This is a genomic window from Nonomuraea sp. NPDC049684 (genome assembly GCF_044465345.1).
Lineage (GTDB): Bacteria > Actinomycetota > Actinomycetes > Streptosporangiales > Streptosporangiaceae > Nonomuraea.
Genome location: NZ_JBITLO010000002.1, coordinates 177283 through 196883, shown reverse-complemented (window position 1 = coordinate 196883; position 19601 = coordinate 177283). Strand labels below are relative to the sequence as shown.

The 19601-nt window shown below is 69.3% G+C and carries 22 protein-coding genes; 20 read left to right on the top strand and 2 right to left on the bottom strand.

What is annotated here, in order from left to right; genetic code table 11:
• Window positions 1-5 precede the first annotated feature (5 nt).
• The 16 genes from ACIBST_RS06710 (at window position 6) to ACIBST_RS06635 (ending at window position 14488) form a co-directional block, all read left to right on the top strand.
• The gene (locus ACIBST_RS06710; RefSeq protein WP_364324825.1) at window positions 6-653 is read left to right on the top strand and encodes an L-threonylcarbamoyladenylate synthase; all 648 of its coding nucleotides are present in this window, start codon (window positions 6-8) and stop codon (window positions 651-653) included.
• Window positions 654-741: 88 nt separating this feature from the next.
• Window positions 742-2937, top strand: a complete 2196-nt coding sequence (locus tag ACIBST_RS06705) for a hypothetical protein (RefSeq protein WP_397169684.1) — start codon at window positions 742-744, stop codon at window positions 2935-2937.
• Window positions 2937-3311, top strand: coding sequence for a hypothetical protein (locus tag ACIBST_RS06700; RefSeq protein WP_352349993.1), 375 nt, complete (start codon window positions 2937-2939; stop codon window positions 3309-3311). Before ACIBST_RS06705 ends, ACIBST_RS06700 begins: the two co-directional genes overlap by 1 nt.
• A 245-nt stretch (window positions 3312-3556) precedes the next feature.
• Window positions 3557-4822, top strand: coding sequence for a serine hydroxymethyltransferase (gene glyA / locus ACIBST_RS06695; protein ID WP_397169683.1), 1266 nt, complete (start codon window positions 3557-3559; stop codon window positions 4820-4822).
• A gap of 57 nt (window positions 4823-4879) precedes the next feature.
• The gene (locus tag ACIBST_RS06690) at window positions 4880-6169 is read left to right on the top strand and encodes a glycosyltransferase family 4 protein (protein ID WP_397169682.1); all 1290 of its coding nucleotides are present in this window, start codon (window positions 4880-4882) and stop codon (window positions 6167-6169) included.
• A gap of 131 nt (window positions 6170-6300) precedes the next feature.
• Window positions 6301-6723, top strand: a complete 423-nt coding sequence (locus ACIBST_RS06685; RefSeq protein ID WP_397169680.1) for a hypothetical protein — start codon at window positions 6301-6303, stop codon at window positions 6721-6723.
• 65 nt (window positions 6724-6788) lie between these two features.
• On the top strand, window positions 6789-7004 hold the full coding sequence (locus ACIBST_RS06680) for an AtpZ/AtpI family protein (protein WP_229824207.1): 216 nt from the start codon (window positions 6789-6791) through the stop codon (window positions 7002-7004).
• A gap of 67 nt (window positions 7005-7071) precedes the next feature.
• Window positions 7072-7869: a F0F1 ATP synthase subunit A gene (atpB, locus tag ACIBST_RS06675; protein ID WP_397169678.1), complete on the top strand. Its 798-nt coding sequence runs from the start codon at window positions 7072-7074 to the stop codon at window positions 7867-7869.
• A 69-nt stretch (window positions 7870-7938) separates the two neighbouring features.
• Window positions 7939-8169 (top strand): ATP synthase F0 subunit C, encoded by a 231-nt coding sequence (gene atpE / locus ACIBST_RS06670; RefSeq protein ID WP_397169677.1) that lies wholly within the window; start codon window positions 7939-7941, stop codon window positions 8167-8169.
• Window positions 8170-8202: 33 nt separating this feature from the next.
• On the top strand, window positions 8203-8754 hold the full coding sequence (locus ACIBST_RS06665; protein WP_357695099.1) for a F0F1 ATP synthase subunit B: 552 nt from the start codon (window positions 8203-8205) through the stop codon (window positions 8752-8754).
• Entirely contained in the window at window positions 8754-9563 is an 810-nt protein-coding gene (locus tag ACIBST_RS06660) for a F0F1 ATP synthase subunit delta (RefSeq protein ID WP_397169675.1), read from the top strand. Before ACIBST_RS06665 ends, ACIBST_RS06660 begins: the two co-directional genes overlap by 1 nt.
• A gap of 40 nt (window positions 9564-9603) precedes the next feature.
• Entirely contained in the window at window positions 9604-11253 is a 1650-nt protein-coding gene (gene atpA, locus ACIBST_RS06655) for a F0F1 ATP synthase subunit alpha (protein ID WP_397169674.1), read from the top strand.
• 3 nt (window positions 11254-11256) lie between these two features.
• The gene (locus tag ACIBST_RS06650) at window positions 11257-12159 is read left to right on the top strand and encodes a F0F1 ATP synthase subunit gamma (RefSeq protein WP_357971057.1); all 903 of its coding nucleotides are present in this window, start codon (window positions 11257-11259) and stop codon (window positions 12157-12159) included.
• 1 nt (window position 12160) lies between these two features.
• Window positions 12161-13609, top strand: a complete 1449-nt coding sequence (atpD, locus tag ACIBST_RS06645) for a F0F1 ATP synthase subunit beta (protein ID WP_397169673.1) — start codon at window positions 12161-12163, stop codon at window positions 13607-13609.
• A gap of 68 nt (window positions 13610-13677) precedes the next feature.
• Complete coding sequence (locus ACIBST_RS06640) at window positions 13678-14079, top strand: F0F1 ATP synthase subunit epsilon (protein ID WP_080042501.1); 402 nt, start codon at window positions 13678-13680, stop codon at window positions 14077-14079.
• A 28-nt stretch (window positions 14080-14107) separates the two neighbouring features.
• Window positions 14108-14488, top strand: coding sequence for a DUF2550 domain-containing protein (locus ACIBST_RS06635; RefSeq protein WP_358283445.1), 381 nt, complete (start codon window positions 14108-14110; stop codon window positions 14486-14488).
• Here ACIBST_RS06635 and ACIBST_RS06630 read toward each other — a convergent pair.
• Window positions 14485-15075, bottom strand: a complete 591-nt coding sequence (locus ACIBST_RS06630; protein WP_397169671.1) for a cob(I)yrinic acid a,c-diamide adenosyltransferase — start codon at window positions 15073-15075, stop codon at window positions 14485-14487. The two genes, ACIBST_RS06635 and ACIBST_RS06630, sit on opposite strands and share 4 nt — an antisense overlap.
• A gap of 127 nt (window positions 15076-15202) precedes the next feature.
• Between ACIBST_RS06630 and ACIBST_RS06625 the strand changes: the two genes are divergently transcribed.
• The 4 genes from ACIBST_RS06625 (at window position 15203) to ACIBST_RS06610 (ending at window position 18757) form a co-directional block, all read left to right on the top strand.
• Window positions 15203-16099, top strand: coding sequence for an ABC transporter ATP-binding protein (locus ACIBST_RS06625; RefSeq protein WP_397169670.1), 897 nt, complete (start codon window positions 15203-15205; stop codon window positions 16097-16099).
• Window positions 16096-17205, top strand: a complete 1110-nt coding sequence (locus ACIBST_RS06620; protein WP_397169669.1) for an ABC transporter permease — start codon at window positions 16096-16098, stop codon at window positions 17203-17205. Before ACIBST_RS06625 ends, ACIBST_RS06620 begins: the two co-directional genes overlap by 4 nt.
• The gene (locus ACIBST_RS06615) at window positions 17206-18375 is read left to right on the top strand and encodes a sensor histidine kinase (RefSeq protein ID WP_397169667.1); all 1170 of its coding nucleotides are present in this window, start codon (window positions 17206-17208) and stop codon (window positions 18373-18375) included.
• Window positions 18376-18439: 64 nt separating this feature from the next.
• Window positions 18440-18757, top strand: a complete 318-nt coding sequence (locus ACIBST_RS06610; protein WP_352324282.1) for an STAS domain-containing protein — start codon at window positions 18440-18442, stop codon at window positions 18755-18757.
• 165 nt (window positions 18758-18922) lie between these two features.
• Here ACIBST_RS06610 and ACIBST_RS06605 read toward each other — a convergent pair whose 3' ends face one another.
• Window positions 18923-19465, bottom strand: coding sequence for a TetR/AcrR family transcriptional regulator (locus ACIBST_RS06605; RefSeq protein ID WP_397169666.1), 543 nt, complete (start codon window positions 19463-19465; stop codon window positions 18923-18925).
• Between the last annotated feature and the right edge of the window lie 136 nt (window positions 19466-19601).

The following is a 19601-nucleotide window of genomic DNA, read 5'->3' as shown; positions in this document are numbered from 1 at the left end:
ACGCCGTGGGAAGACGCTTTGACTGCTCCGACCTCGACCAGCGCGCCGAGGGCCTGATCGAGGCCGCCACCGCCGTGCGCCGCGGCGAGCTGGTCGTGCTGCCGACCGACACCGTCTACGGCATCGGCGCCGACGCGTTCATGCCGCCGGCCGTCACCGCGCTGCTCGACGCCAAGGGCCGCGGCCGCGACATGCCGCCGCCCGTGCTCGTGGGCACCGTCAGAGCCGCCACAGCGCTCGTGGACGACCTCGGGCCCTACGGGCAGGATCTCATCGACGCCTTCTGGCCCGGGCCGCTCACGCTGGTCTGCAGGGCCAACAGGGCCCTTTCCTGGGACCTGGGCGACACCAAGGGCACGGTCGCCGTCCGCATGCCGCTCCACCCGGTCGCCCTCGACCTGCTCAAGGAGACCGGCCCGATGGCCGTCTCCAGCGCCAACCGCTCCGGCGCCCCCGCGGCGACGACGGCGGAGGAGGCCGAGGAGCAGCTCGGCGACTCGGTCGCGGTCTACCTCGACGGCGGCAAGACCACCGACAACACGCCCTCGACCATCCTCGACCTCACCACCGCGGTGCCCCGGATGCTGCGCCGCGGCGCGATCCCCGTCGAGAAGCTGCGCGGCATCATCGGCTACGTCGCCACCGACGACTGACGTATACCGTCTTTGCATCCCGGCTGCGGCGACGCCACGGCCGCGATTACCGTGAGTCCCGGAACGGCGACACGTCCGGGAGTGGCCCATGGGCAAGTTCGACGGCATGGATCCGCAGCTGGTCCGTGACCTGCTGACCGAGGTCAAGCACGCGTCCTCGGCGCTGCGCACGGCCGAGGACCAGGTCAGGGCGGCGCTGAGCCGTGCCGGGCTGTCCGCGCGGAGCACCCACCGTCCGGTCCAGGTGGCCGACTCTGCCGATCACATGGTCAAGGACGTCAACGCGCGGCTGGCCGTACTGGAGAAGCGCGCCGACGGGAAGCTGGGCGACACGTCGAAGACGGGCGGCGGCGGCACGGCCGACGAGCCCAAGGAGTCGCCGGGCAGCCGCGACGACAAGTACGGCAACCCGCGCGCCGACGTCCCGCCCAAGCACAGCGACCCCGCGCACCCCGCCGACCCGAAGCCCACCCACCCCTCCACCCCGAAGGACCACGACCCCAAGCCCACCGACCCACCCCCGAAAACCCCCGACCCCAAGCCCACGGACCCACCCGCCCCGAAACACCCCGACCCCAAGCCGACGGACCCGCCCGCGTCGAAGGACCACGACCCCAAGCCGACGGACCCGCCGACGCCGAAGGAGCCCGACGGCAAGACCGGCGACGACGGCGTCCGGGCCGACCGGGACGGGAAGGCGTGCGACGGCGCCGACAAGGACACCGGGACCAGCGGGAACGACACCAGGACCGACGAACGGACCGGCGACCGCACAGACGGCCGGAACGGCGACGCCTCGGCAGCCGACGACCCCAAGGCTCCCGACCAGGACAGCAGACGCGACCGGGGAGCGGAGGCCGACACCGGCACGACCGACGTCCCCGCGAAGGACCAGCCGGACGACCCGCACAAGCCCCAGGTCGTGGTGGTCGACGGCGTGAAGGTCCTCCAGGTCCCCATCGACCCGCCCACGGCCGAACAACTGGAATCCCTGCTCAAGAACGTCGACAGCGTGCAGCCCGCCGACATGCCGACCGTGCACGCCGACGGCGCCGCGGCGACGGCGGGCGGAGGCGAAGGGCTGTCGGTGCCGACAGGAGAGGGCGGCACCGACCCCTCGACACCCTCCTCAGACACCACCAGCCACCCGTACGACACCACCACGGGCCACCCGTACGGCACCACCACGGGCCACCCGTACGGCACCACCACGGGCCACCCGTACGGCACGTCGGAAGGCACGGGCGCCCACTACGGCACCGCAGGCGACACGACCTCCCACAACGGCACCCAAGGCGATGCGGCCACCCACTCCGGCACCACCGGAGACACCTACCGCGGCACCACTGGGGACCAAGGCGCCCACCAGGGCATCCCAAGGGACGCGGGCACCGCCCACGACACCCACGCCGACGGCACCTCCTCCACCCCAACCCGCCCTGACGCCACCACAGGCACCCAGCCCATCGGCGACACCGGCCGGGCCGACGGCGCACATGGCCACACGGACACCGGCACAGGCCGCACCGACGGCTCAGGTGGCGGCGCGAACACCGACAACGGCCGCTCCGACGGCGGCACGAACAGCGATAACGCCCGCTCCGACGACGGGACCAGGGACGCGGGCCGCACTGACGGCACCGCCTGCGCCGACGACAAGGCCACGAACGACAGCCGCACCGACGCGGGCACCGCCCACGGCAGCCGTGATGCCGGCAGCGGCACCCATGGTGGTCGTGCCGATGGTGGTCGCGCCGACGCGGGAACCGGTGGTGGCGCGGCGGACGCTGGGCGCGGCGGGGTAGACGGTGGTGGGGCTGGGCGGGGTGATGGCTCTGCTGGGGTGCGGATTCCGCCTACGGCGCCTGGGGGAGGAGCGGCTGTATCGGGTGGAGGGGACGTATCGGCTGGTGGTGGGGATGCCGGAGGGCATGGCGCGACTGCCTATGGCGCTGGGGGGCACGGCGCGGCGGCCTTCGGTGGCGGGGGGCATGGCGCCGGGAGTCATGGTGATGGTGGGGTGCAGGGCTTGGACGGCGGGGGCGTCGGTGCGAAGTGGGTGAGTGAGGGGGACGGGGTTGTGGCCGTGGACGTGTCCGCGGCCGGACCGGAGGCGATCAGGACGTTGATCGACAACGTCCGCGACATCCAGCCGCTCGACATGCCGTCCGTGGACGTCCCGCCCGGTAAGTACGGCGAACAGGGCGAGTGGGCGCTCCGGGACATCAGGCCGGACGGTCCATCGGGTGAGGTCGATCCAGGGACGCCGGGAAGGAGCGTGTGATGTACGTCGACCCGCCCGCCCCCAGGCCCAGGAGCAGGGACGAGATGCCGCCCGTCACCGCCGCGGGCCCGCTGGACAACCAGCCGCTGGCCTACGAGTTCAACCCCGACTACGAACGTCTCGTCACCGCCTGGAACACCGTCATGCCCATGCTGGAGAAGCTCAGCACGGCCCTCGACAAGGCGTACGCGCTGGCCAAGAGCCCACAGACCTGGGACGCGCCGGTCGGCGACCGATATGTGCAGGACATCCGGGAATGGCGGTCCAAGCTGGCCCTCTACCGTCACGCCGTGCTCACCGCGATCAGCGACCAGGCCGACGACACCCCGAGGTGGATCCCCAGCCAGACCGGCGCACCGCACGCCTTCCCCTGACCGCCGCCTTCCCCTGCCCTCCCACCCTCCGCCGGCCCCTCGCAGTCCCTGTGCTCCGGTCTCCGCATGTGGAAGCCCTCATGCACGCTGACGGTCACAGACCTCCTCGCGGGTGAACGTCCTCATGCCCGCTGACGGTCACGGCCTCCACGCAGGTGAACGCCCTCATGCCCGCTGACGGTCACGGCCTCCCTCGCAGGACCGGTTATCTGGGCAAAACGGACATGCGGTCGTACAGTGGAGGAATGGGTGGGGAGCCGTACTACGGGCCCGACTTCGGGCGGTTGCGGCGGCAGGATCCGGAGCTGGCGCAGGTGCTGCTCGACGAGCTCGACCGCGAACGCGCCGGCATCCAGCTGATCGCCGGCGAGAACTTCACCTCCCCCGCGGTCATGGCCGCCCTGGGCTCCACCCTCACCAACAAGTACGCCGAGGGCTACCCCGGCAGGCGCTACTACGGTGGCTGCGAGGTCGTCGACCGGGCCGAACGGCTGGCGGTGGAGCGGGCGCGCAGGCTGTTCGGGGCCGAGCACGCCAACGTCCAGCCGCATTCCGGCGCCAGTGCCAACCTGGCCGCCTACGCCGCCCTGCTCCAGCCCGGCGACACCATGCTCGCCATGGCGCTCCCGCACGGCGGCCACCTCACGCACGGCTCGAAGGTGAACTTCTCGGGACGATGGTTCGACGTCGCCTCCTACGGCGTGCGGCGCGACACCGAGCTCATCGACTACGACGAGGTGCGGGACCTGGCGCTGCGACGCCGTCCCAAGGTCATCGTGTGCGGCGCGACGGCGTACCCGAGGCTGATCGACTTCTCGGTCTTCCGCGGCATCGCCGACGAGGTGGGCGCGTGGTTGCTGGCCGACGTGGCGCACCCGATCGGGCTGATGGCGGGCGGTGCGATCCCGTCGGCGGTGCCGTACGCGGACGTCGTGACGATGACCACCCACAAGGTGCTGCGCGGGCCGCGCGGCGGCGCGATCCTGTGCACGGAGGAGCTGGCCGCCAGGATCGACCGGGCGGTGTTCCCGTTCGTGCAGGGCGGGCCGCTGATGCACGCGGTGGCGGCCAAGGCGGTGGCGTTCGGGGAGGCGCTGCGGCCGGAGTTCGCCGAGTACGCGGGCCGCGTCGTCGCCAACGCCCGCACGCTGGCCGGCGCGCTGGACGCGGCGGGCATGCGTCCGGTCACCGGCGGCACCGACACCCACCTGGCCCTGGTCGACCTGCGTGAGCTGGGCGTCTCGGGCGCGGAGGCAGAACGGCGCTGCGCGGCCGCCGGCCTCACGCTCAACCGCAACGTCATCCCGTACGATCCGGAGCCTGCGGCCGTCACCTCCGGGATCCGGGTGGGCACGGCGTGCGTGACCACGCAGGGCATGGGCCCGCGCGAGATGGAGGAGGTGGGAAGTCTGCTGTCGATGTCCGTGCGCGATCCGGCGGTCGCGCCCGAGGTCAGGGAAAGAGTGGCGGCGCTTCTCGCCATCCATCGGCCATATCTCAGCGAATATTAAGCTGGTCTGTGTCGGTTTCCGGTCACAGCTGGCCGGAGCATCCGGGAAACTAGGTCCGTGCGCGAATACCTGTTCATGGCGCTCATCTCGGCAGCGGTGACGTACCTGCTGGTGCCGCTGGTGCGCCGCTTCGCCATCCGCATCGGCGCCATGCCCGAGGTTCGCGAGCGCGACGTGCACACCACGCCGACGCCGAGGCTCGGCGGCCTGGCCATGTACGGCGGCCTGGTGGTCGGCCTGCTGGTCGCCAGCCAGCTGAAACACACCGGCGAGGCGCTGTCGCAGTACGACGGCAGAGCCGTCACCGCGCTGATCGTCGCCGGCGGCCTGATCACGCTCACCGGCTTCCTCGACGACTGGTGGGGCATGGACGCCTTCATCAAGCTCGGCGGGCAGATCGCGGCGGCGGGCGTGCTGGTCTACTTCGACCTTCGGCTGCTCTACATCCCGCTGCCGAAGGACTGGGGCGGTTCCACCAGCCTCGACTACACGCTGAGCACGATCATCACCATCATGATCGTGGTGGTCACCATCAACGCCGTGAACTTCGTCGACGGGCTCGACGGGCTCGCGGCCGGCATCGTGTGCATCGCCGCGATGGCCACGTGGGCGTACTCGATCCTGCTGGCCCAGAGCATGAGCGTGGGCAACATCACCACGACGGCGGCCATCGCGGCCGTCCTCATCGGCACGTGCCTGGGCTTCCTGCCGCACAACTTCCATCCGGCCAAGATCTTCATGGGCGACACCGGGGCGATGCTGATCGGGCTGGTGCTCGCCTCCTCGATCGTCACGGTGACGCCGCTCGACCCGGCCGCCATCGAGGACATGAACAAGGTCCCGGTGCTGCTGCCGCTGATGCTGCCGGCGGCGGTGCTGGTCCTGCCGCTGATCGACCTGATCACCGCCGTGGTCCGGCGCACGTCCCACGGCATGTCGCCGTTCGCGCCCGACCGCGGCCACCTGCACCACCGCCTGCTGGACATCGGCCACTCGCACCGCCGCTCGGTGCTGATCATGTATGCCTGGGCGTTCCTGTTCGCCTTCGGCCTGGTGGCGATGTCCCGCGAGGGCGTGCCGGTGCTGCTGTTCGTCGTGGTCATCGTGCTGGCGCTGGCGGTGCTCGTCCTGATGGCGGCGCCGCGGTGGCGGGGGAGGGGCGGCGCGCACGCCGCCACGCGCAACAAGCAGCCCGACGACGACGGCCCGCCCACCGGCCCGATGCCGCCGATCGGCCCGGACACCGAGGTCAGGCGGCAGATGCCGCCGCAGGGCGGCCCTTCGGCGCAGGAACGCGCGAGCGCAGAGGGCAAACCGGTCATTCCTGCATTTCCGAGTCGTCCGTGATCGGGAACTAGAAACGGCAGGTAAAAGCGGTCTTCCGTGAGCTTGTGATATCTTTCACGAGCAGGGACCTCCAGACGCACATGTTCTGGAGGTAGCAAACGCTCGCTTGACAACATGCTGATGGAGCACCGATGCAGGCCAACGACGTGCGCGTACTCAAGAGCGCCGCTGTTCCGACCTTCGCGGTCGGGGTGGTCGCGGTCATCGTGGCGTTCCTTCTCGCAGGCGGCAAGGGAGCGCTCGGCGCGGCCCTCGGCACCTTGCTCGTCGGGGTTTTCTTCAGCATCAGCGTGGTAGCGGTCTCCTATGCCGCCCGCGTCTCCCCGCAGATGATGGCGATCGCGGCCATGGTCAGCTACCTCGTCAAGGTCATCGCCATCATGGCGGTGCTCGCCGCCTTCCGTGAGACCACCGCCTGGAACACCCAGGCCTTCGCGTGGTCCGTGGTCGTGTGCACGCTCGTGTGGACCGGATTCGAGGTCCGCGCGTTCATGAAGACCAAGATGCTCTACGTCGACCCCGATGCCTCCGTCCCCGGAAAGGGCGACTCATGAGGCAGGTAAAGGGATGGGGTCCGATATGACTAGTCCTCCACTCGCCTGCTATCGTCGGGGCCGCGATGAGCGCACAGGAACGCCGGCCGGAACACGACGGTCGCGACTTCTCCGATGCCATGTGGTCAGTCCCCAGCTATCTGCTCGCCGGGATGGCGGTCTATGGCGGTCTCGGGTGGTTGCTGGACCGGTGGCTCGACATGTCCGCGTTCTTCCCCATAGGCGTGGTCCTTGGGGTCGTGCTCGGCGGCTACGCGGTCTACCGGAAGTTCGGTCGCTAACCCGACGCAGCGATCGCCTCGCTGAGGAAACCCTTGTGATCCACTACGACGTTGAAGGGAACGCCGCGTGATTGCGCTGACGGTCCTCGCCCCCGAAGACAACTTCCGGGCGCCATCGCCCGATGAGCTGTTCAATTCGTTCACGCCGATCATCCCTGGGGTGAGCTGGTTCACCAAGCCGGTGCTGCTGGCGATGCTGAGCGCGCTCGTGGTGATCGCGGTGTGCTGGGTGGCTTTCGCCAAGCCGAAGCTCGTGCCGAGGGGCACCCAGAACGTCGTCGAGTACGGCTACATGTTCGTCCGTGACCAGATCGCCCGGCCGTTCCTCGGCAAGGACGCCGATCGGTGGATGGGCCTGCTGGTCACGCTCTTCTTCCTGGTCCTGTTCTGGAACATCCTCGGCGTGATCCCGCTCGCGCAGTTCCCGGTCGCCTCGCACATCGCGTTCCCGGCCGTCCTCGCGCTCTCGATCTACGTGATCAAGATCTACCTGGGCGTCAAGCACCAGGGCGGCATCGGCTACTTCAAGAACATGATGTTCCCGCCCGGCCTGCCGAAGCCCATCTACTTCCTTCTGGCGCCGATCGAGTTCCTCTCGAACATGATCATCGCGCCGTTCACGCACGCGGTCCGACTGTTCGCGAACATGTTCGCCGGTCACATGCTGCTCGCGTTCTTCAGCATGGTCGGCTTCTGGTTCCTGTTCGAGAAGCTGACTCCGATGGGCGCCGGCGTCGGCGTCCTGGGTGTGATCATGACGATCATCCTGACCGGGTTCGAGATGTTCATCCAGTTCCTGCAGGCCTTCCTGTTCGCGATGCTGGCGTCGATGTACATCGGCGGCGCGCTGCACCCGGATCACTGAGAACCACATACCGGAATATCCATGACCGGTGGGACTCCCTTCACCGGCCGTCCAGTAAAGGAAATAGCAATGAGCGTTCTCGCTGAGGTCTCCGGCAACGTCACCGCCATCGGTTACGGTCTCGCCGCCATCGGCCCCGGCATCGGCGTCGGCATCATCTTCGGTCAGGGCGTGCAGGCCATCGCGCGTCAGCCCGAGGCTTACGGCCTGATCCGCCAGAACATGCTCCTCGGCTTCGTCCTCACCGAGGCCCTTGCCCTGATCGGTCTGGTCGCGCCGTTCATCTTCCAGGCCCTCTAAGACCAGAAGAATCCCTGACGAAAGGCTGCACCCATGATTAAGGCAGCTACGCTCCTCGCGCAGGAGGAGGGTGCGAACCCGCTCCTTCCGCACACGTTCGAGCTCGTCGTCGGTATCTTCTCGTTCCTCGTCGTCCTCCTCGTCGTCGGCAAGATCCTCGTACCGCGTATCCAGAAGACGCTGGCCGAGCGGACCGACGCGATCGAGGGTGGCATCAAGAGGGCCGAGGAGGCCCAGGCCGAGGCGCAGAACCTGCAGCGGCAGTACGCGCAGCAGCTGGAGGAGGCCCGCCGCGAGGCCGGCCGGCTCCGCGAAGAGGCTCGCGAGCAGGCCGCGCAGATCAAGGCGGAGCTCCGCGAGGAGGCGCAGGCCGAGGCCCGTCGTCTCGTCGAGGCCGCGCACGCCCAGATCGAGGCCGACCGCGCCGCCGCGTTCGCGCAGCTCCGCACGGAGATCGGCCGTCTGTCCACCGACCTGGCCGGCCGCATCGTCGGCGAGTCCCTTGAGGACGAGGCCCGCCAGAGCCGGATCGTGGACAGGTTCCTCGACGAGCTCGAGAGCAGCAACGCGCAGGCGGTGCGCTAATGAGAGGTCTGAGCAGGACCTCGTTGGCAGAGGTCGAGGAGCGCTTCAACGCGGTCGCGGGCAGCGCCGACCTCGGCGCGCTCTCCGACGAGTTGTTCGCCGTCGCGGATCTGCTCGACCGCGAGCACGGCCTGCGCCGGGCGCTGTCCGACCCGGCCAGGCCCGCCGAGCAGAAGGCGGGCACCATCCGCGCCCTGCTCGGCGGCAAGGTCTCCGAGGCGGCCATCGCCACGACCGAGGCCGCGGTCTCGGTCCGGTGGTCGCGCGCGGGTGACCTGGCCGACTCGCTCGAACGGCTCGGCGTCGTCGCCGCAGCCGCCGAGGCGGAGGGCCAGTCCAGGCTCGACGACGTGGAGGACGAGCTCTTCCGCTTCAGCCGCATCGTCGCCGCCAACCCCGACCTCCGACGCGCGCTCGCCGACGCGGCCGCGCCCGCGGAGGGCAAGCGGCAGCTGCTGGGCGACCTGCTCGGCGGCAAGGTCGCCCCCACCAGCCAGCGCCTGATCACGCAGCTGGCGGTGCACCCGCGAGGGCGTAGCCTGGAGACGGGCTTGGAGGAGTTCGGTCAGCTCGTGGCCCAGCAGCGCCGGCGCCTGGTGGCGGTCGTGCGCAGCGCGGTCGAGCTGTCCGACGCGCAGAAGCAGCGACTGGCCGACTGGCTGCGCACCTCCTACGGTCGCGACGTGCACCTGAACGTCGAGGTGGACAAGCGAGTGCTCGGTGGGTTCTCGGTCCGCATCGGCGACGAGATCATCGACACCACGATCGTGGGACGAATTGAAGAAGTCCGCCGCCGGTTGGCCGGCTGAGGCGCAGTGAGCGCCGAATGAATAGGGAGACAGAGTAGAGATGGCGGAGCTTACGATCCGGCCGGACGAGATCCGGGACGCGCTTGAGCGCTTCGTCCAGGCGTACGAACCGGAAGGCGCCGCGCGCGAGGAGATCGGGACCGTCGTCGACGCCGGCGACGGCATTGCCCATGTCTCCGGCCTTCCCTCGGCGATGGCGAACGAGCTGCTCGAGTTCGAGGACGGCACGCGCGGCCTGGCCCTGAACCTCGACCCCCGAGAGATCGGCGTCGTGGTCCTGGGCGACTTCAGCAAGATCGAGGAAGGCCAGACGGTCCGCCGGACGGGCGAGGTCCTGTCCGTGCCGGTCGGCGACAACTTCCTCGGCCGTGTGGTCGACCCGCTCGGCAACCCCCTCGACGGCAAGGGCGCGATCGAGTCCGAGAGCCTGCGCGCCCTCGAACTGCAGGCCCCCTCGGTCGTCCAGCGGCAGCCGGTGAAGCAGCCGCTGCAGACCGGCATCAAGGCGATCGACGCCATGACGCCGATCGGCCGCGGCCAGCGCCAGCTGATCATCGGTGACCGTGGCACGGGCAAGACCGCCGTGGCCGTCGACACCATCCTCAACCAGCGTGACAACTGGCTCTCGGGCGACCCCGAGAAGCAGGTGCGCTGCGTCTACGTCGCGGTCGGCCAGAAGGGCTCGACGATCGCCCAGGTGCGCTCCCGCCTCGAAGAGGCCGGCGCCCTGGAGTACACCACGATCGTCGCCGCCCCGGCCTCCGACCCGGCCGGTTACAAGTACATCGCCCCCTACACCGGTTCGGCCATCGGCCAGCACTGGATGTACCAGGGCAAGCACGTCCTCATCATCTTCGACGACCTCACCAAGCAGGCCGACGCCTACCGCGCCGTCTCGCTGCTGCTTCGCCGCCCGCCGGGCCGCGAGGCGTTCCCCGGTGACGTCTTCTACCTCCACTCCCGTCTGCTGGAGCGCTGCGCCAAGCTCTCCGCCGACATGGGCGGCGGCTCGATGACCGGTCTTCCGATCATCGAGACGAAGGGCAACGACGTGTCGGCGTTCATCCCGACCAACGTCATCTCCATCACCGACGGCCAGATCTTCCTGGAGACCGACTACTTCAACGCCGGTATCCGTCCTGCCATCAACGTCGGTATCTCGGTCTCCCGAGTCGGTGGCTCGGCGCAGATCAAGGCGATGCGCAAGGTGGCCGGCACGCTGCGTCTGTCGCTGTCGCAGTACCGCGACCTGGAGGCCTTCGCGGCCTTCGCCTCCGACCTGGACGCGGCCTCCCGCGCCCAGCTGGAGCGCGGTCAGCGCCTGACCGAGCTGCTCATCCAGCCGCAGTACTCGCCGTTCTCCGTGGAGCGGCAGGTCGTGTCGGTGTGGGCGGGCACGACGGGTGAGCTCGACGAGGTTCCGATCGAGGACATCCGCCGCTTCGAGCAGGAGTTCCTCGACTACCTGCAGAGCAGCCACAAGGGCATCTTCGACAGCATCCGCGAGACCAACGAGCTGACCGACGACGCGGTGACCTCTCTCAAGGACGCCGTCACGGAGTTCAAGAAGGGCTTCACCACCTCTTCGGGCGAGCTCCTGGTCAAGGACGAGCCGGTGGCGCCGCTCGAGGCCGACGAGGTCGGCCAGGAGAAGATCAAGAAGGTCGTCCGCCCGGCGACGGAGAAGTAGCTCATGGGTGCCCAGCTAAGGCTGCTGCGGCGGCGGATCAGGTCGGTCAAGTCGACCGCCAAGATCACGCGCGCCCAGGAGCTCATCGCCTCCTCGCGGATCGTGAAGGCGCAGATGCGGATGCAGGCGGCGCTGCCGTACGAGCGTGAGATCACTCGCGCCGTCACGGGCGTCGTCAGCAACGCGGCCAGCGTCGACCATCCGTTGACCGTGGCGAAGGAGAACCCCGCCAAGGCGGGCGTCCTCATCGTCACCAGCGACAGCGGGTTCTGTGGCGGCTTCAACGCCAACGTCCTGCGCGAGGCCGAGGCCCTGCGCGGGCTGCTGGAGAGCCGTGGCCTGACGGTGGTGCCGTTCGTCACCGGCCGGAAGGGTGTCACCTGGCACACCTTCCGCAACCGCACGATGGGCGGCCAGTGGGTCGGCTTCTCCAGGAAGCCGGCCTACGCCGACGCCAAGGAGATCGCGCAGACGCTGATCGACTCCTTCAAGGAAGAGGCGGGGATCGACGAGATCCACATCGTCTCGACCGAGTTCGTCTCGATGCTGACCCAGAACGTCGTGGTCAAGCGCGTGCTGCCGCTGGAGGTCGAGGAGACCGAGGCGACGGCCGGCGAGACGATCCCGCCGTACTTCGAGTTCGAGCCCACCGCGGGCGACGTGCTCGAATCGCTGCTGCCGCGCTATGTGGAGTCCCGCATCTTCACGGCGCTGCTGCAGTCGGCTGCTTCGGAGGAGGCTGCGCGCCGCCGCGCCATGAAGTCCGCCACGGACAACGCCAACGAGCTGATCCGCGTGTTCACCATGCAGATGAACCAGGCTCGCCAGGCCGAGATCACCCAGGAAATCAGCGAGATCGTCGGGGGCGCCAACGCGCTGGCTGACGCCGCAGCGGGGAAAGAGTGAAATGACTGCAGAGGCTGTTGAGACTGTTGAGCCCACGTCGGCCGGTGCCGGTCGTGTGGCCAGCGTCAAGGGGCCCGTCGTCGACGTGGAGTTCCCCGTCGAGGCGATGCCCGAGATCTACAACGCGCTCAACGTCGAGGTGACCCTCGGCGGCGAGACCAAGACCCTGACCATGGAGGTCGCCCAGCACCTGGGTGACAACCTGGTCCGCGCCATCTCCATGCAGCCCACCGACGGCCTGGTCCGCGGTACGGCCGTCACCGACTCCGGCCACCCGATCTCGGTGCCCGTCGGCGACGTCGTCAAGGGTCACGTGTGGAACGCGCTCGGCGAGTCGCTCGACGTGCCGACCGCTTCGCTCCAGGTCACCGAGAAGTGGGGCATCCACCGGCCGTCCCCGCCCTTCGACCAGCTCGAGTCCCGTACCGAGATGCTGGTCACGGGTATCAAGGTCATCGACCTGCTCACCCCGTACGTGCAGGGTGGCAAGATCGGCCTGTTCGGCGGCGCCGGTGTGGGCAAGACGGTTCTCATCCAGGAGATGATCCGCCGTGTCGCCCGCAACTTCGGTGGCACCTCGGTGTTCGCCGGCGTCGGCGAGCGCACCCGTGAGGGCAACGACCTCTGGCTGGAGATGGACGAGGCGGACGTCCTCAAGGACACCGCCCTCGTCTTCGGCCAGATGGACGAGCCGCCGGGCACCCGTCTGCGGGTGGCCCTGTCCGCGCTGACGATGGCGGAGTACTTCCGCGACGTGCAGAAGCAGGACGTGCTGCTGTTCATCGACAACATCTTCCGCTTCACGCAGGCGGGCTCGGAGGTCTCCACCCTCCTCGGCCGCATGCCGTCCGCGGTGGGTTACCAGCCGACGCTGGCCGACGAGATGGGTGTGCTCCAGGAGCGCATCACCTCGACGCGCGGTCACTCGATCACCTCCATGCAGGCGATCTACGTGCCCGCCGACGACATCACCGACCCGGCCCCGCACAACGCGTTCGCGCACCTCGACGCGCAGACCGTTCTGTCCCGGCCGATCTCGGAGAAGGGCATCTACCCCGCGGTGGACCCGCTCGACTCCACCTCCCGGATCCTCGACCCGCAGGTCGTGGGCGAGGAGCACTACCGGGTGGCCCAGGAGACCAAGCGGATCCTGCAGAAGTACCGCGAGCTCCAGGACATCATCGCGATCCTCGGTATCGACGAGCTGTCCGAAGAGGACAAGGTCACCGTGCAGCGGGCCCGTCGCATCGAGCGGTTCCTGTCGCACCCGATGTACGCCGCCGAGGCGTTCACCGGCCAGCCGGGCGAGAACGTCCCGCTGGACGAGACGATCGCCTCCTTCAAGGGCCTGTGCGCCGGCGAGTACGACCACCTGCCCGAGCAGGCGTTCTTCATGGTCGGCGGCATCGACCAGGCCGTGGCCAAGGCCAAGGAACTCGAGCGTCGCTGATCGCCCTACGGTAGTGGCACGGGCATGAGAACCCGTGCCGCTACCTGATCGGAAAGGAACCTGCTGAAGTGGCGAAGCTACGCGTAGGGGTTGTCTCACCCGAGCGTGAGATCTGGTCGGGCGAGGCCGACATGGTGATTGCCAAGACCGTTGACGGCGAGATCGGTATTATGCCGCAACACGCACCCGTGCTCGGCGTCCTGGTCGAGGGCGGCGTGCTGCGCGTCAAGCGGGAAGGTGAGCCCGAGCTCGTCGCGGCCGTTCACGGGGGGTTCATCTCCGTGGCCGATGATGAGGTGTCGGTGCTCGCCGAGGTCGCCGAGCTCGGTTCCGAGGTCGACGTCGCGGCCGCCCGAGACGCTCTCGACCGGGCTCAGGCCTCGATCGAGGCCAACCAGGAGGACGCCGACGCGGCGATCGAGGCCAAGCGGGCCAGGGCCCGGCTGCGCGCGGCGGGCGAAGAGGTTTAATACATACAACGGGATTCAGGGGGCGGCCATGGTGGCGACGGTTTCGGTTTTGTTGTTGCTGCTGGTCGCCCTCGTGGTCCTGCGGGGGGTGACGCTCGCCCGTTCGCGCGGTAGCGTACCCTGCCGGCTGAAAGTGGGCAGCCGAGGGTGGCAGAGCGGGGTGGCCCGCTACGCCGACGGTGAGCTCCACTGGATTCCGCTCATGGGCGTCCGACTGAGGCCGCGCCACGCGATCGCGAGGCGCGGCCTCGTCGTTTCCGCCCGGCGTGAGATCGACGGCGGCCTCTACGCCGTCGACTGCGGCGGCACGACGCGCGGGCTGTCGCTGGCGATGAGCGCCGACGCCCTCACCGGCTTCCTCGCCTGGCTGGAGTCGGCGCCGCCCAGCGCGTACCTCGACGTCGCCTAGCGGGTGCCGCCGGGCTTCCAGAGGATCTCGTTGCCGCCGTGGGCGACCCGGCAGACGATGAAGAGCAGGTCGGACAGCCTGTTGAGGTATTTGGCGGTCAGCGGGTTGACGTCGTCGTGAGCCTGGAGCGCCGCCCATGTGGTGCGCTCGGCCCTGCGTACGGTCACCCGGGCCAGGTGCAGCGCGGCCGTGGCCGGGTCGCCGCCGGGCAGGATGAAGCTGCGCAGCGGCTGGAGCTCGGCGTTGAGCCGGTCGCACTGCTCCTCCAGCCGGTCGATGTAGGACTGCTCCACCCGCAGCGGCGGGAACTCCGGCTCCTCCACCACCGGGGTGGCCAGGTCGGCCCCCACGTCGAACAGCTCGTTCTGGATGCGCACGAGGAGCGCCACGAGGTCGGCGGACAGGGTGCCGTGGGACAGGGCCAGGCCCAGGCAGGCGTTGGCCTCCTCGACGTCGGCGTAGGCGGCCAGCCGGGTGTCGGTCTTGGCCGCGCGGCTCATGTCGCTCAGGTTCGTGGTGCCGTCGTCGCCCGTACGGGTGTAGATGCGGGAGAGGACGACGGGCTTGTCCTTGTCGGCACGCGTCATGAGCCCAGCGTAATGACAAATGTCATCCGAACGGGACGCGCTTTCCATGTCGCGTCCATGATTTCCACGACTACCAGGGCGAACGCCGCCAAAGCCACAATCTACCCATGACGAGAGAGAGGACCTGATGCTCGAGATCAGCGAGCTGCGCAAGCGCTTCGCGGGCGGTCCCGACAACCCCGGTGGCAAGGTCGCCCTGGACGGGATCAGCTTCACGGTACGTCCGGGTGAGATGTACGGCTTCGTGGGCGCGAACGGTGCGGGCAAGACGACGACGATGCGCATCGTCATGGGCGTGCTCCAGGCCGACTCCGGATCGGTGCGCTGGCGGGACCGCGCGCTGGGCTACGACGACCGCACGCGGTTCGGTTACATGCCGGAGGAGCGCGGGCTGTACCAGAAGATGCGGGTCGCCGAGCAGATCGAGTACTTCGGCCGGCTGCACGGGCTCGCCCCGGCGGCGGCGAAGAAGGCCGCCGACGAGCTCATCGAGCGGCTCGGGCTGACCGAGCGCAGGGGCGACGCGGTGCAGACGCTGTCGCTGGGCAACCAGCAGCGCGTGCAGCTCGCCGTGGCGCTGGTGCACGACCCCGAGGCGCTGGTCCTGGACGAGCCGTTCTCCGGGCTCGACCCGCTCGCCGTGGACGCCCTGGCCGGGGCGCTCCAGGAACGCTGCAGGAGCGGCGTGCCGGTGATCTTCTCCAGCCACCAGCTCGACCTGGTGGAGCGGCTGTGCGACTCGGTGGGCATCGTCTCCGGCGGCAGGATGGTCGCAACGGGCACGGTGGCCGAGCTGCGCGCCGCCGAGGGCGACACGTTGCGCGTGGAGGTCCGCGACCCCGCCCCGGGCTGGGCCGACGGCCTGCCGGGCACGGTGACCGTCCACGGCGACCTGCACACCCTGCGGACGACCGAGGGCGACGACCAGGAGATCCTGCGCCGCGCCGTGAAGGCGGGCCGCGTCGAGCACTTCGGGGTCGAGCAGCCGACCCTCACCGAGATCTTCAAGGAGGCCGTGGCGTGAACGGACTGATGCTGGTCGCCCGCCGCGAGATCGTCACGCAGGTGCGCACGAAGACGTTCCTGGTCGGCCTGCTGGTGACCGCGCTGCTGGTGGCGGCCGTCTCCTTCGCGCCGAAGCTCATGGGCGGGAGCGACTCGTACACGCTGGGCACGGTCAACTCCCAGCAGCTCCCGCTGAAGGCCGCCGCGCCGGACGCCGAGTTCGAGTGGCGCTCCTTCCCCGACGAGGCCGCCGCCAAGAAGGCCGTGCTGGCCGGTGACGTGGACGCGGTGCTGGTCGACGGCGACAAGGTGCTCACCGACGGCGAGATCGACAGCAAGCTCGGCGTGCTCATGCAGAGCACCAACCGGGAGATGCGGCTCGGCGCGGCTGGGGTGACGATCCCGCCGCTGCAGATGGTCTCCGTGGGCGTGGACACCCGCTACCAGGCGGCCAAGACCGGCATCGCCGTGGTGCTGGTGCTCGTCCTGTTCATGCTGCTCATGGGCCAGGTCATGATGGTGGCCATGGGCGTGGTGGAGGAGAAGGGCAGCAGGATCGTGGAGATCCTGCTCGCGGCGGTGCGCCCGTGGCAGCTGCTCGGCGGCAAGATCGTCGGACTGGGCGTGCTCGGGCTGATCAACCTGCTCACCATCCTCGCCGTCGGCCTGGTCGCCACGTCGGTGTCGGGGTTCGCCGCCGACTTCCCGCCGGGCGTGCCGGGGCTGGTGGTGGCCGTCCTGGTCTGGTTCGTGCTCGGGTACGCGTTCTTCGCCACGCTCGCGGCCGCGTTCGCCTCGCTGGTCTCCCGCCAGGAGGAGGTGAGCAGCGTGATGTCGCCGCTGACCATGCTCATCATGGTCACCTACTTCGTGGCCTTCTACGCCACCAACGACCCCACGGGCACGCTGGCCACGGTGATGTCCTACATCCCGCCGTTCTCCTCGATGATCATGCCGGTCCGCATGGCGGCGGCCGACGTGCCGATGTGGCAGGTGGCGCTGTCCATGGCGGCGATGGCGGTGGCCGTGCTGGCGGTGCTGTCGTTCGGAGCCAAGGTCTACGAGCGGGCGGTGCTGCGCACGGGCGCCCGGCTGAAGCTCGGCGACGTGCTGCGCGCCGGCTAGATGGACGCGATCACGCGGGCGCGGCGGCTGGCCCGCCGGATGCTGAACTCGACGCTGGTGATCATGTGGATCTTCCTGGTCGCCTCGACGGTGTTCAGCCTCGGCTCGGGGGCGGCCGGCTGGCCGCGCCTGCTGCTCGCGACGATCGCGGCGCTCGCCTTCACCTGGCTCTACGTGCGAGTCGTCGCCGCGGTCATGGAGCGCCGGTATCCCACGAGGGAGGTCGTGTGGACCGGCGCTCTGGCGTTCCTGTCGTCGGCGCTGGGCGGGGCCGACCCGATGGGCTGGGGGTTCGTGCCCATGGTCTGGCTGTCCGTGGCGGTGATCGGGCTGCCCGCCCGCAGGGCGCTGGCGCTGGGCGCGGCGACGTGCGCGGCCTGCGTCGGGCTCGGCGCGCTGTCCGTGGTGGACGGGACGGGCCTGCTGGCGCTGAGCGGCGACACCTTGCTCGTCTCGCTGCTCGTCATCGCCGCCCTCGACGTCATCTGGGCCACGGCGCTGCCCTGCACCAACAGGATGTGGGCGTGGATCTGGTCGCTGGCCGTGCAGGCCCACGACGGCCGCGAGGCGCACACCAGGCTGGCGCTGGCCGAGGAGCGGCTGCGCTTCGCCAGGGACCTGCACGACCTCGTCGGCCACCAGCTCTCGGCCATCGCCGTCAAGACCGAGCTGGCCGTACGCCTGGCCGACGCCGACGGCAAGGCCGCCAGGGACGAGATGGCGGAGGTGAACGCGCTGACCCGCAAGGCCCTGCGCGAGCTGCGCCAGGCCGTGCGCGGCTACCGCGAACTTGACTTGACCGCTGAGCTGAATAGCGTGAAGGGAGTGCTCGAAGCGGCCGGCGTCCGCTGCGAGGTGCGCCTGCCGCACCGCGAGCTGCCCCACGGCGTCGCGCCGGTGTTCGCGTACGCGGTGCGTGAGGCGGTCACGAACGTGCTGAAGCACAGCGCCGCGACCTTCTGCGACATCACCCTGCGCTTCACCGACCAGGAGGCGGAACTGGCGGTCCGCAACGACGGCGTGGCCCGCAGGCAGGCCGACGACCTGGGCAGCGGGCTGACCGGCATGGGCGAGCGGATGGCCGCCGTGGGCGGGCGCATGACGGCCCGTCCCACCGGCGACGGACAGTTCCTGCTGACGGCTGTCGTGTCACTCCCGATAGATGGGTAGGGGAGGAAGAGCGGGGGTTTCGATCCCGGCGACCACACGCCGTGTGCGTGATTGAGGAGGTGGCATGCGCGTCCGGCGCAATCCACGAGGCCAGACGGTGCGGATCGGCGCCCGGCTCGACGCCGGCACGTCGGCCGGCGTGCGCGAACGGCTGCACGCCGCGCTCGACGCCGGCGAGGGCGACCTCATCCTCGACCTCTCCAAGCTGGAGATGATCGACGCCACCGGGCTCGGGGTGCTGGTCGGAGCGCATCGGCGCGCGATCAGCGTGCAACGCCGCCTCGTTCTTCGGGGGGTGCCCCCGCGGATCATGCGGATCCTGGCGGTGACCCGGCTGAATCGGGTCCTGCACGTCGAGGTTCCCGCGGCCGCGGTGGCCTGAGGTCACATATCGGGCCGGGCGCCGATCAGCCGTCGCCCGTGCCTTTCACGAGCCGAATATAGAGGGAATGTAGATTTCGGCTGGACCTCTATCACGGGCGTGGGCACTCGGAAAGAACGATGAAGTGATTATTCTGTGACCCCATCACTGCGGGTAATCGGCGGGTCACGACGGACTGAGGCTGCGGATGAAGATGTGCACCGCCACCTCGACCAGATCGTCGATGGCCGGCTGCTGGTCGGCCAGTATCCATTCGATCAGCAGCTCTTGCAGCGCGCCAATTACGCCAAGTGCCACCAGGCGCCGATTCAGCGAGCGGGTCTGCGGGAAATCCGCCGACGCCTCCTCCACGAGCCGGGCGAAGGAGTCCACCGCCCGCTGACGCGAGGCTGTCAGGACGTCACCCGACCTGCGCACCTCCAGGTGCATGATGCGGGCCCGCCGCCAGTCGGCGGCGGCGAACTCGATATAGGCGCGAATCCCCGCCTTGACTCTTCCGTCAAGCGTGCCCGGCGCCTCCTGTAACGCTTTGGCCACAACCGCGAGGCTTTCCTCCACGCACCGCTCGTGCAGCGCCTGGAGCAACTCCTCGCGGCCGCCGAAACATTCGTAGAAGGCCCGGTTGGAGATCCGCGCCTCCGAGCACAATCTTTCGATGGTCGTCGCCGCGAAACCTGGTTTCGCGTATAGCGTGTAGGCGGCCGTCATCAGCCGCTCGCGTCTGTCCGCCAGCCTTTGCTCAGCCGACATTCCCCGGTAAGACCGGTTCACATTCCACCCGTCCAACATGATCGTGGCCCCCAGAGCACACAATTATGGACGGATGATCGGATTTGGGAAAGAG

Excerpts from the sequence above, each read along its gene's own strand:
- ACIBST_RS06625 (WP_397169670.1), top strand. The coding sequence starts at position 15,203 with ATGCTCGAGATCAGCGAGCTGCGCAAGCGCTTCGCGGGCGGTCCCGAC.
- ACIBST_RS06615 (WP_397169667.1), top strand. The coding sequence starts at position 17,206 with ATGGACGCGATCACGCGGGCGCGGCGGCTGGCCCGCCGGATGCTGAAC.
- atpE (WP_397169677.1), top strand. The coding sequence starts at position 7,939 with ATGAGCGTTCTCGCTGAGGTCTCCGGCAACGTCACCGCCATCGGTTAC.
- ACIBST_RS06680 (WP_229824207.1), top strand. The coding sequence starts at position 6,789 with ATGAGCGCACAGGAACGCCGGCCGGAACACGACGGTCGCGACTTCTCC.
- ACIBST_RS06705 (WP_397169684.1), top strand. The coding sequence starts at position 742 with ATGGGCAAGTTCGACGGCATGGATCCGCAGCTGGTCCGTGACCTGCTG.
- atpD (WP_397169673.1), top strand. The coding sequence starts at position 12,161 with ATGACTGCAGAGGCTGTTGAGACTGTTGAGCCCACGTCGGCCGGTGCC.
- ACIBST_RS06605 (WP_397169666.1), bottom strand. The coding sequence starts at position 19,465 with ATGACGGCCGCCTACACGCTATACGCGAAACCAGGTTTCGCGGCGACG.
- ACIBST_RS06650 (WP_357971057.1), top strand. The coding sequence starts at position 11,257 with ATGGGTGCCCAGCTAAGGCTGCTGCGGCGGCGGATCAGGTCGGTCAAG.
- atpA (WP_397169674.1), top strand. The coding sequence starts at position 9,604 with ATGGCGGAGCTTACGATCCGGCCGGACGAGATCCGGGACGCGCTTGAG.
- glyA (WP_397169683.1), top strand. The coding sequence starts at position 3,557 with ATGGGTGGGGAGCCGTACTACGGGCCCGACTTCGGGCGGTTGCGGCGG.
- ACIBST_RS06635 (WP_358283445.1), top strand. The coding sequence starts at position 14,108 with ATGGTGGCGACGGTTTCGGTTTTGTTGTTGCTGCTGGTCGCCCTCGTG.
- ACIBST_RS06665 (WP_357695099.1), top strand. The coding sequence starts at position 8,203 with ATGATTAAGGCAGCTACGCTCCTCGCGCAGGAGGAGGGTGCGAACCCG.
- ACIBST_RS06630 (WP_397169671.1), bottom strand. The coding sequence starts at position 15,075 with ATGACGCGTGCCGACAAGGACAAGCCCGTCGTCCTCTCCCGCATCTAC.
- ACIBST_RS06610 (WP_352324282.1), top strand. The coding sequence starts at position 18,440 with ATGCGCGTCCGGCGCAATCCACGAGGCCAGACGGTGCGGATCGGCGCC.
- ACIBST_RS06660 (WP_397169675.1), top strand. The coding sequence starts at position 8,754 with ATGAGAGGTCTGAGCAGGACCTCGTTGGCAGAGGTCGAGGAGCGCTTC.
- ACIBST_RS06700 (WP_352349993.1), top strand. The coding sequence starts at position 2,937 with ATGTACGTCGACCCGCCCGCCCCCAGGCCCAGGAGCAGGGACGAGATG.
- ACIBST_RS06685 (WP_397169680.1), top strand. The coding sequence starts at position 6,301 with ATGCAGGCCAACGACGTGCGCGTACTCAAGAGCGCCGCTGTTCCGACC.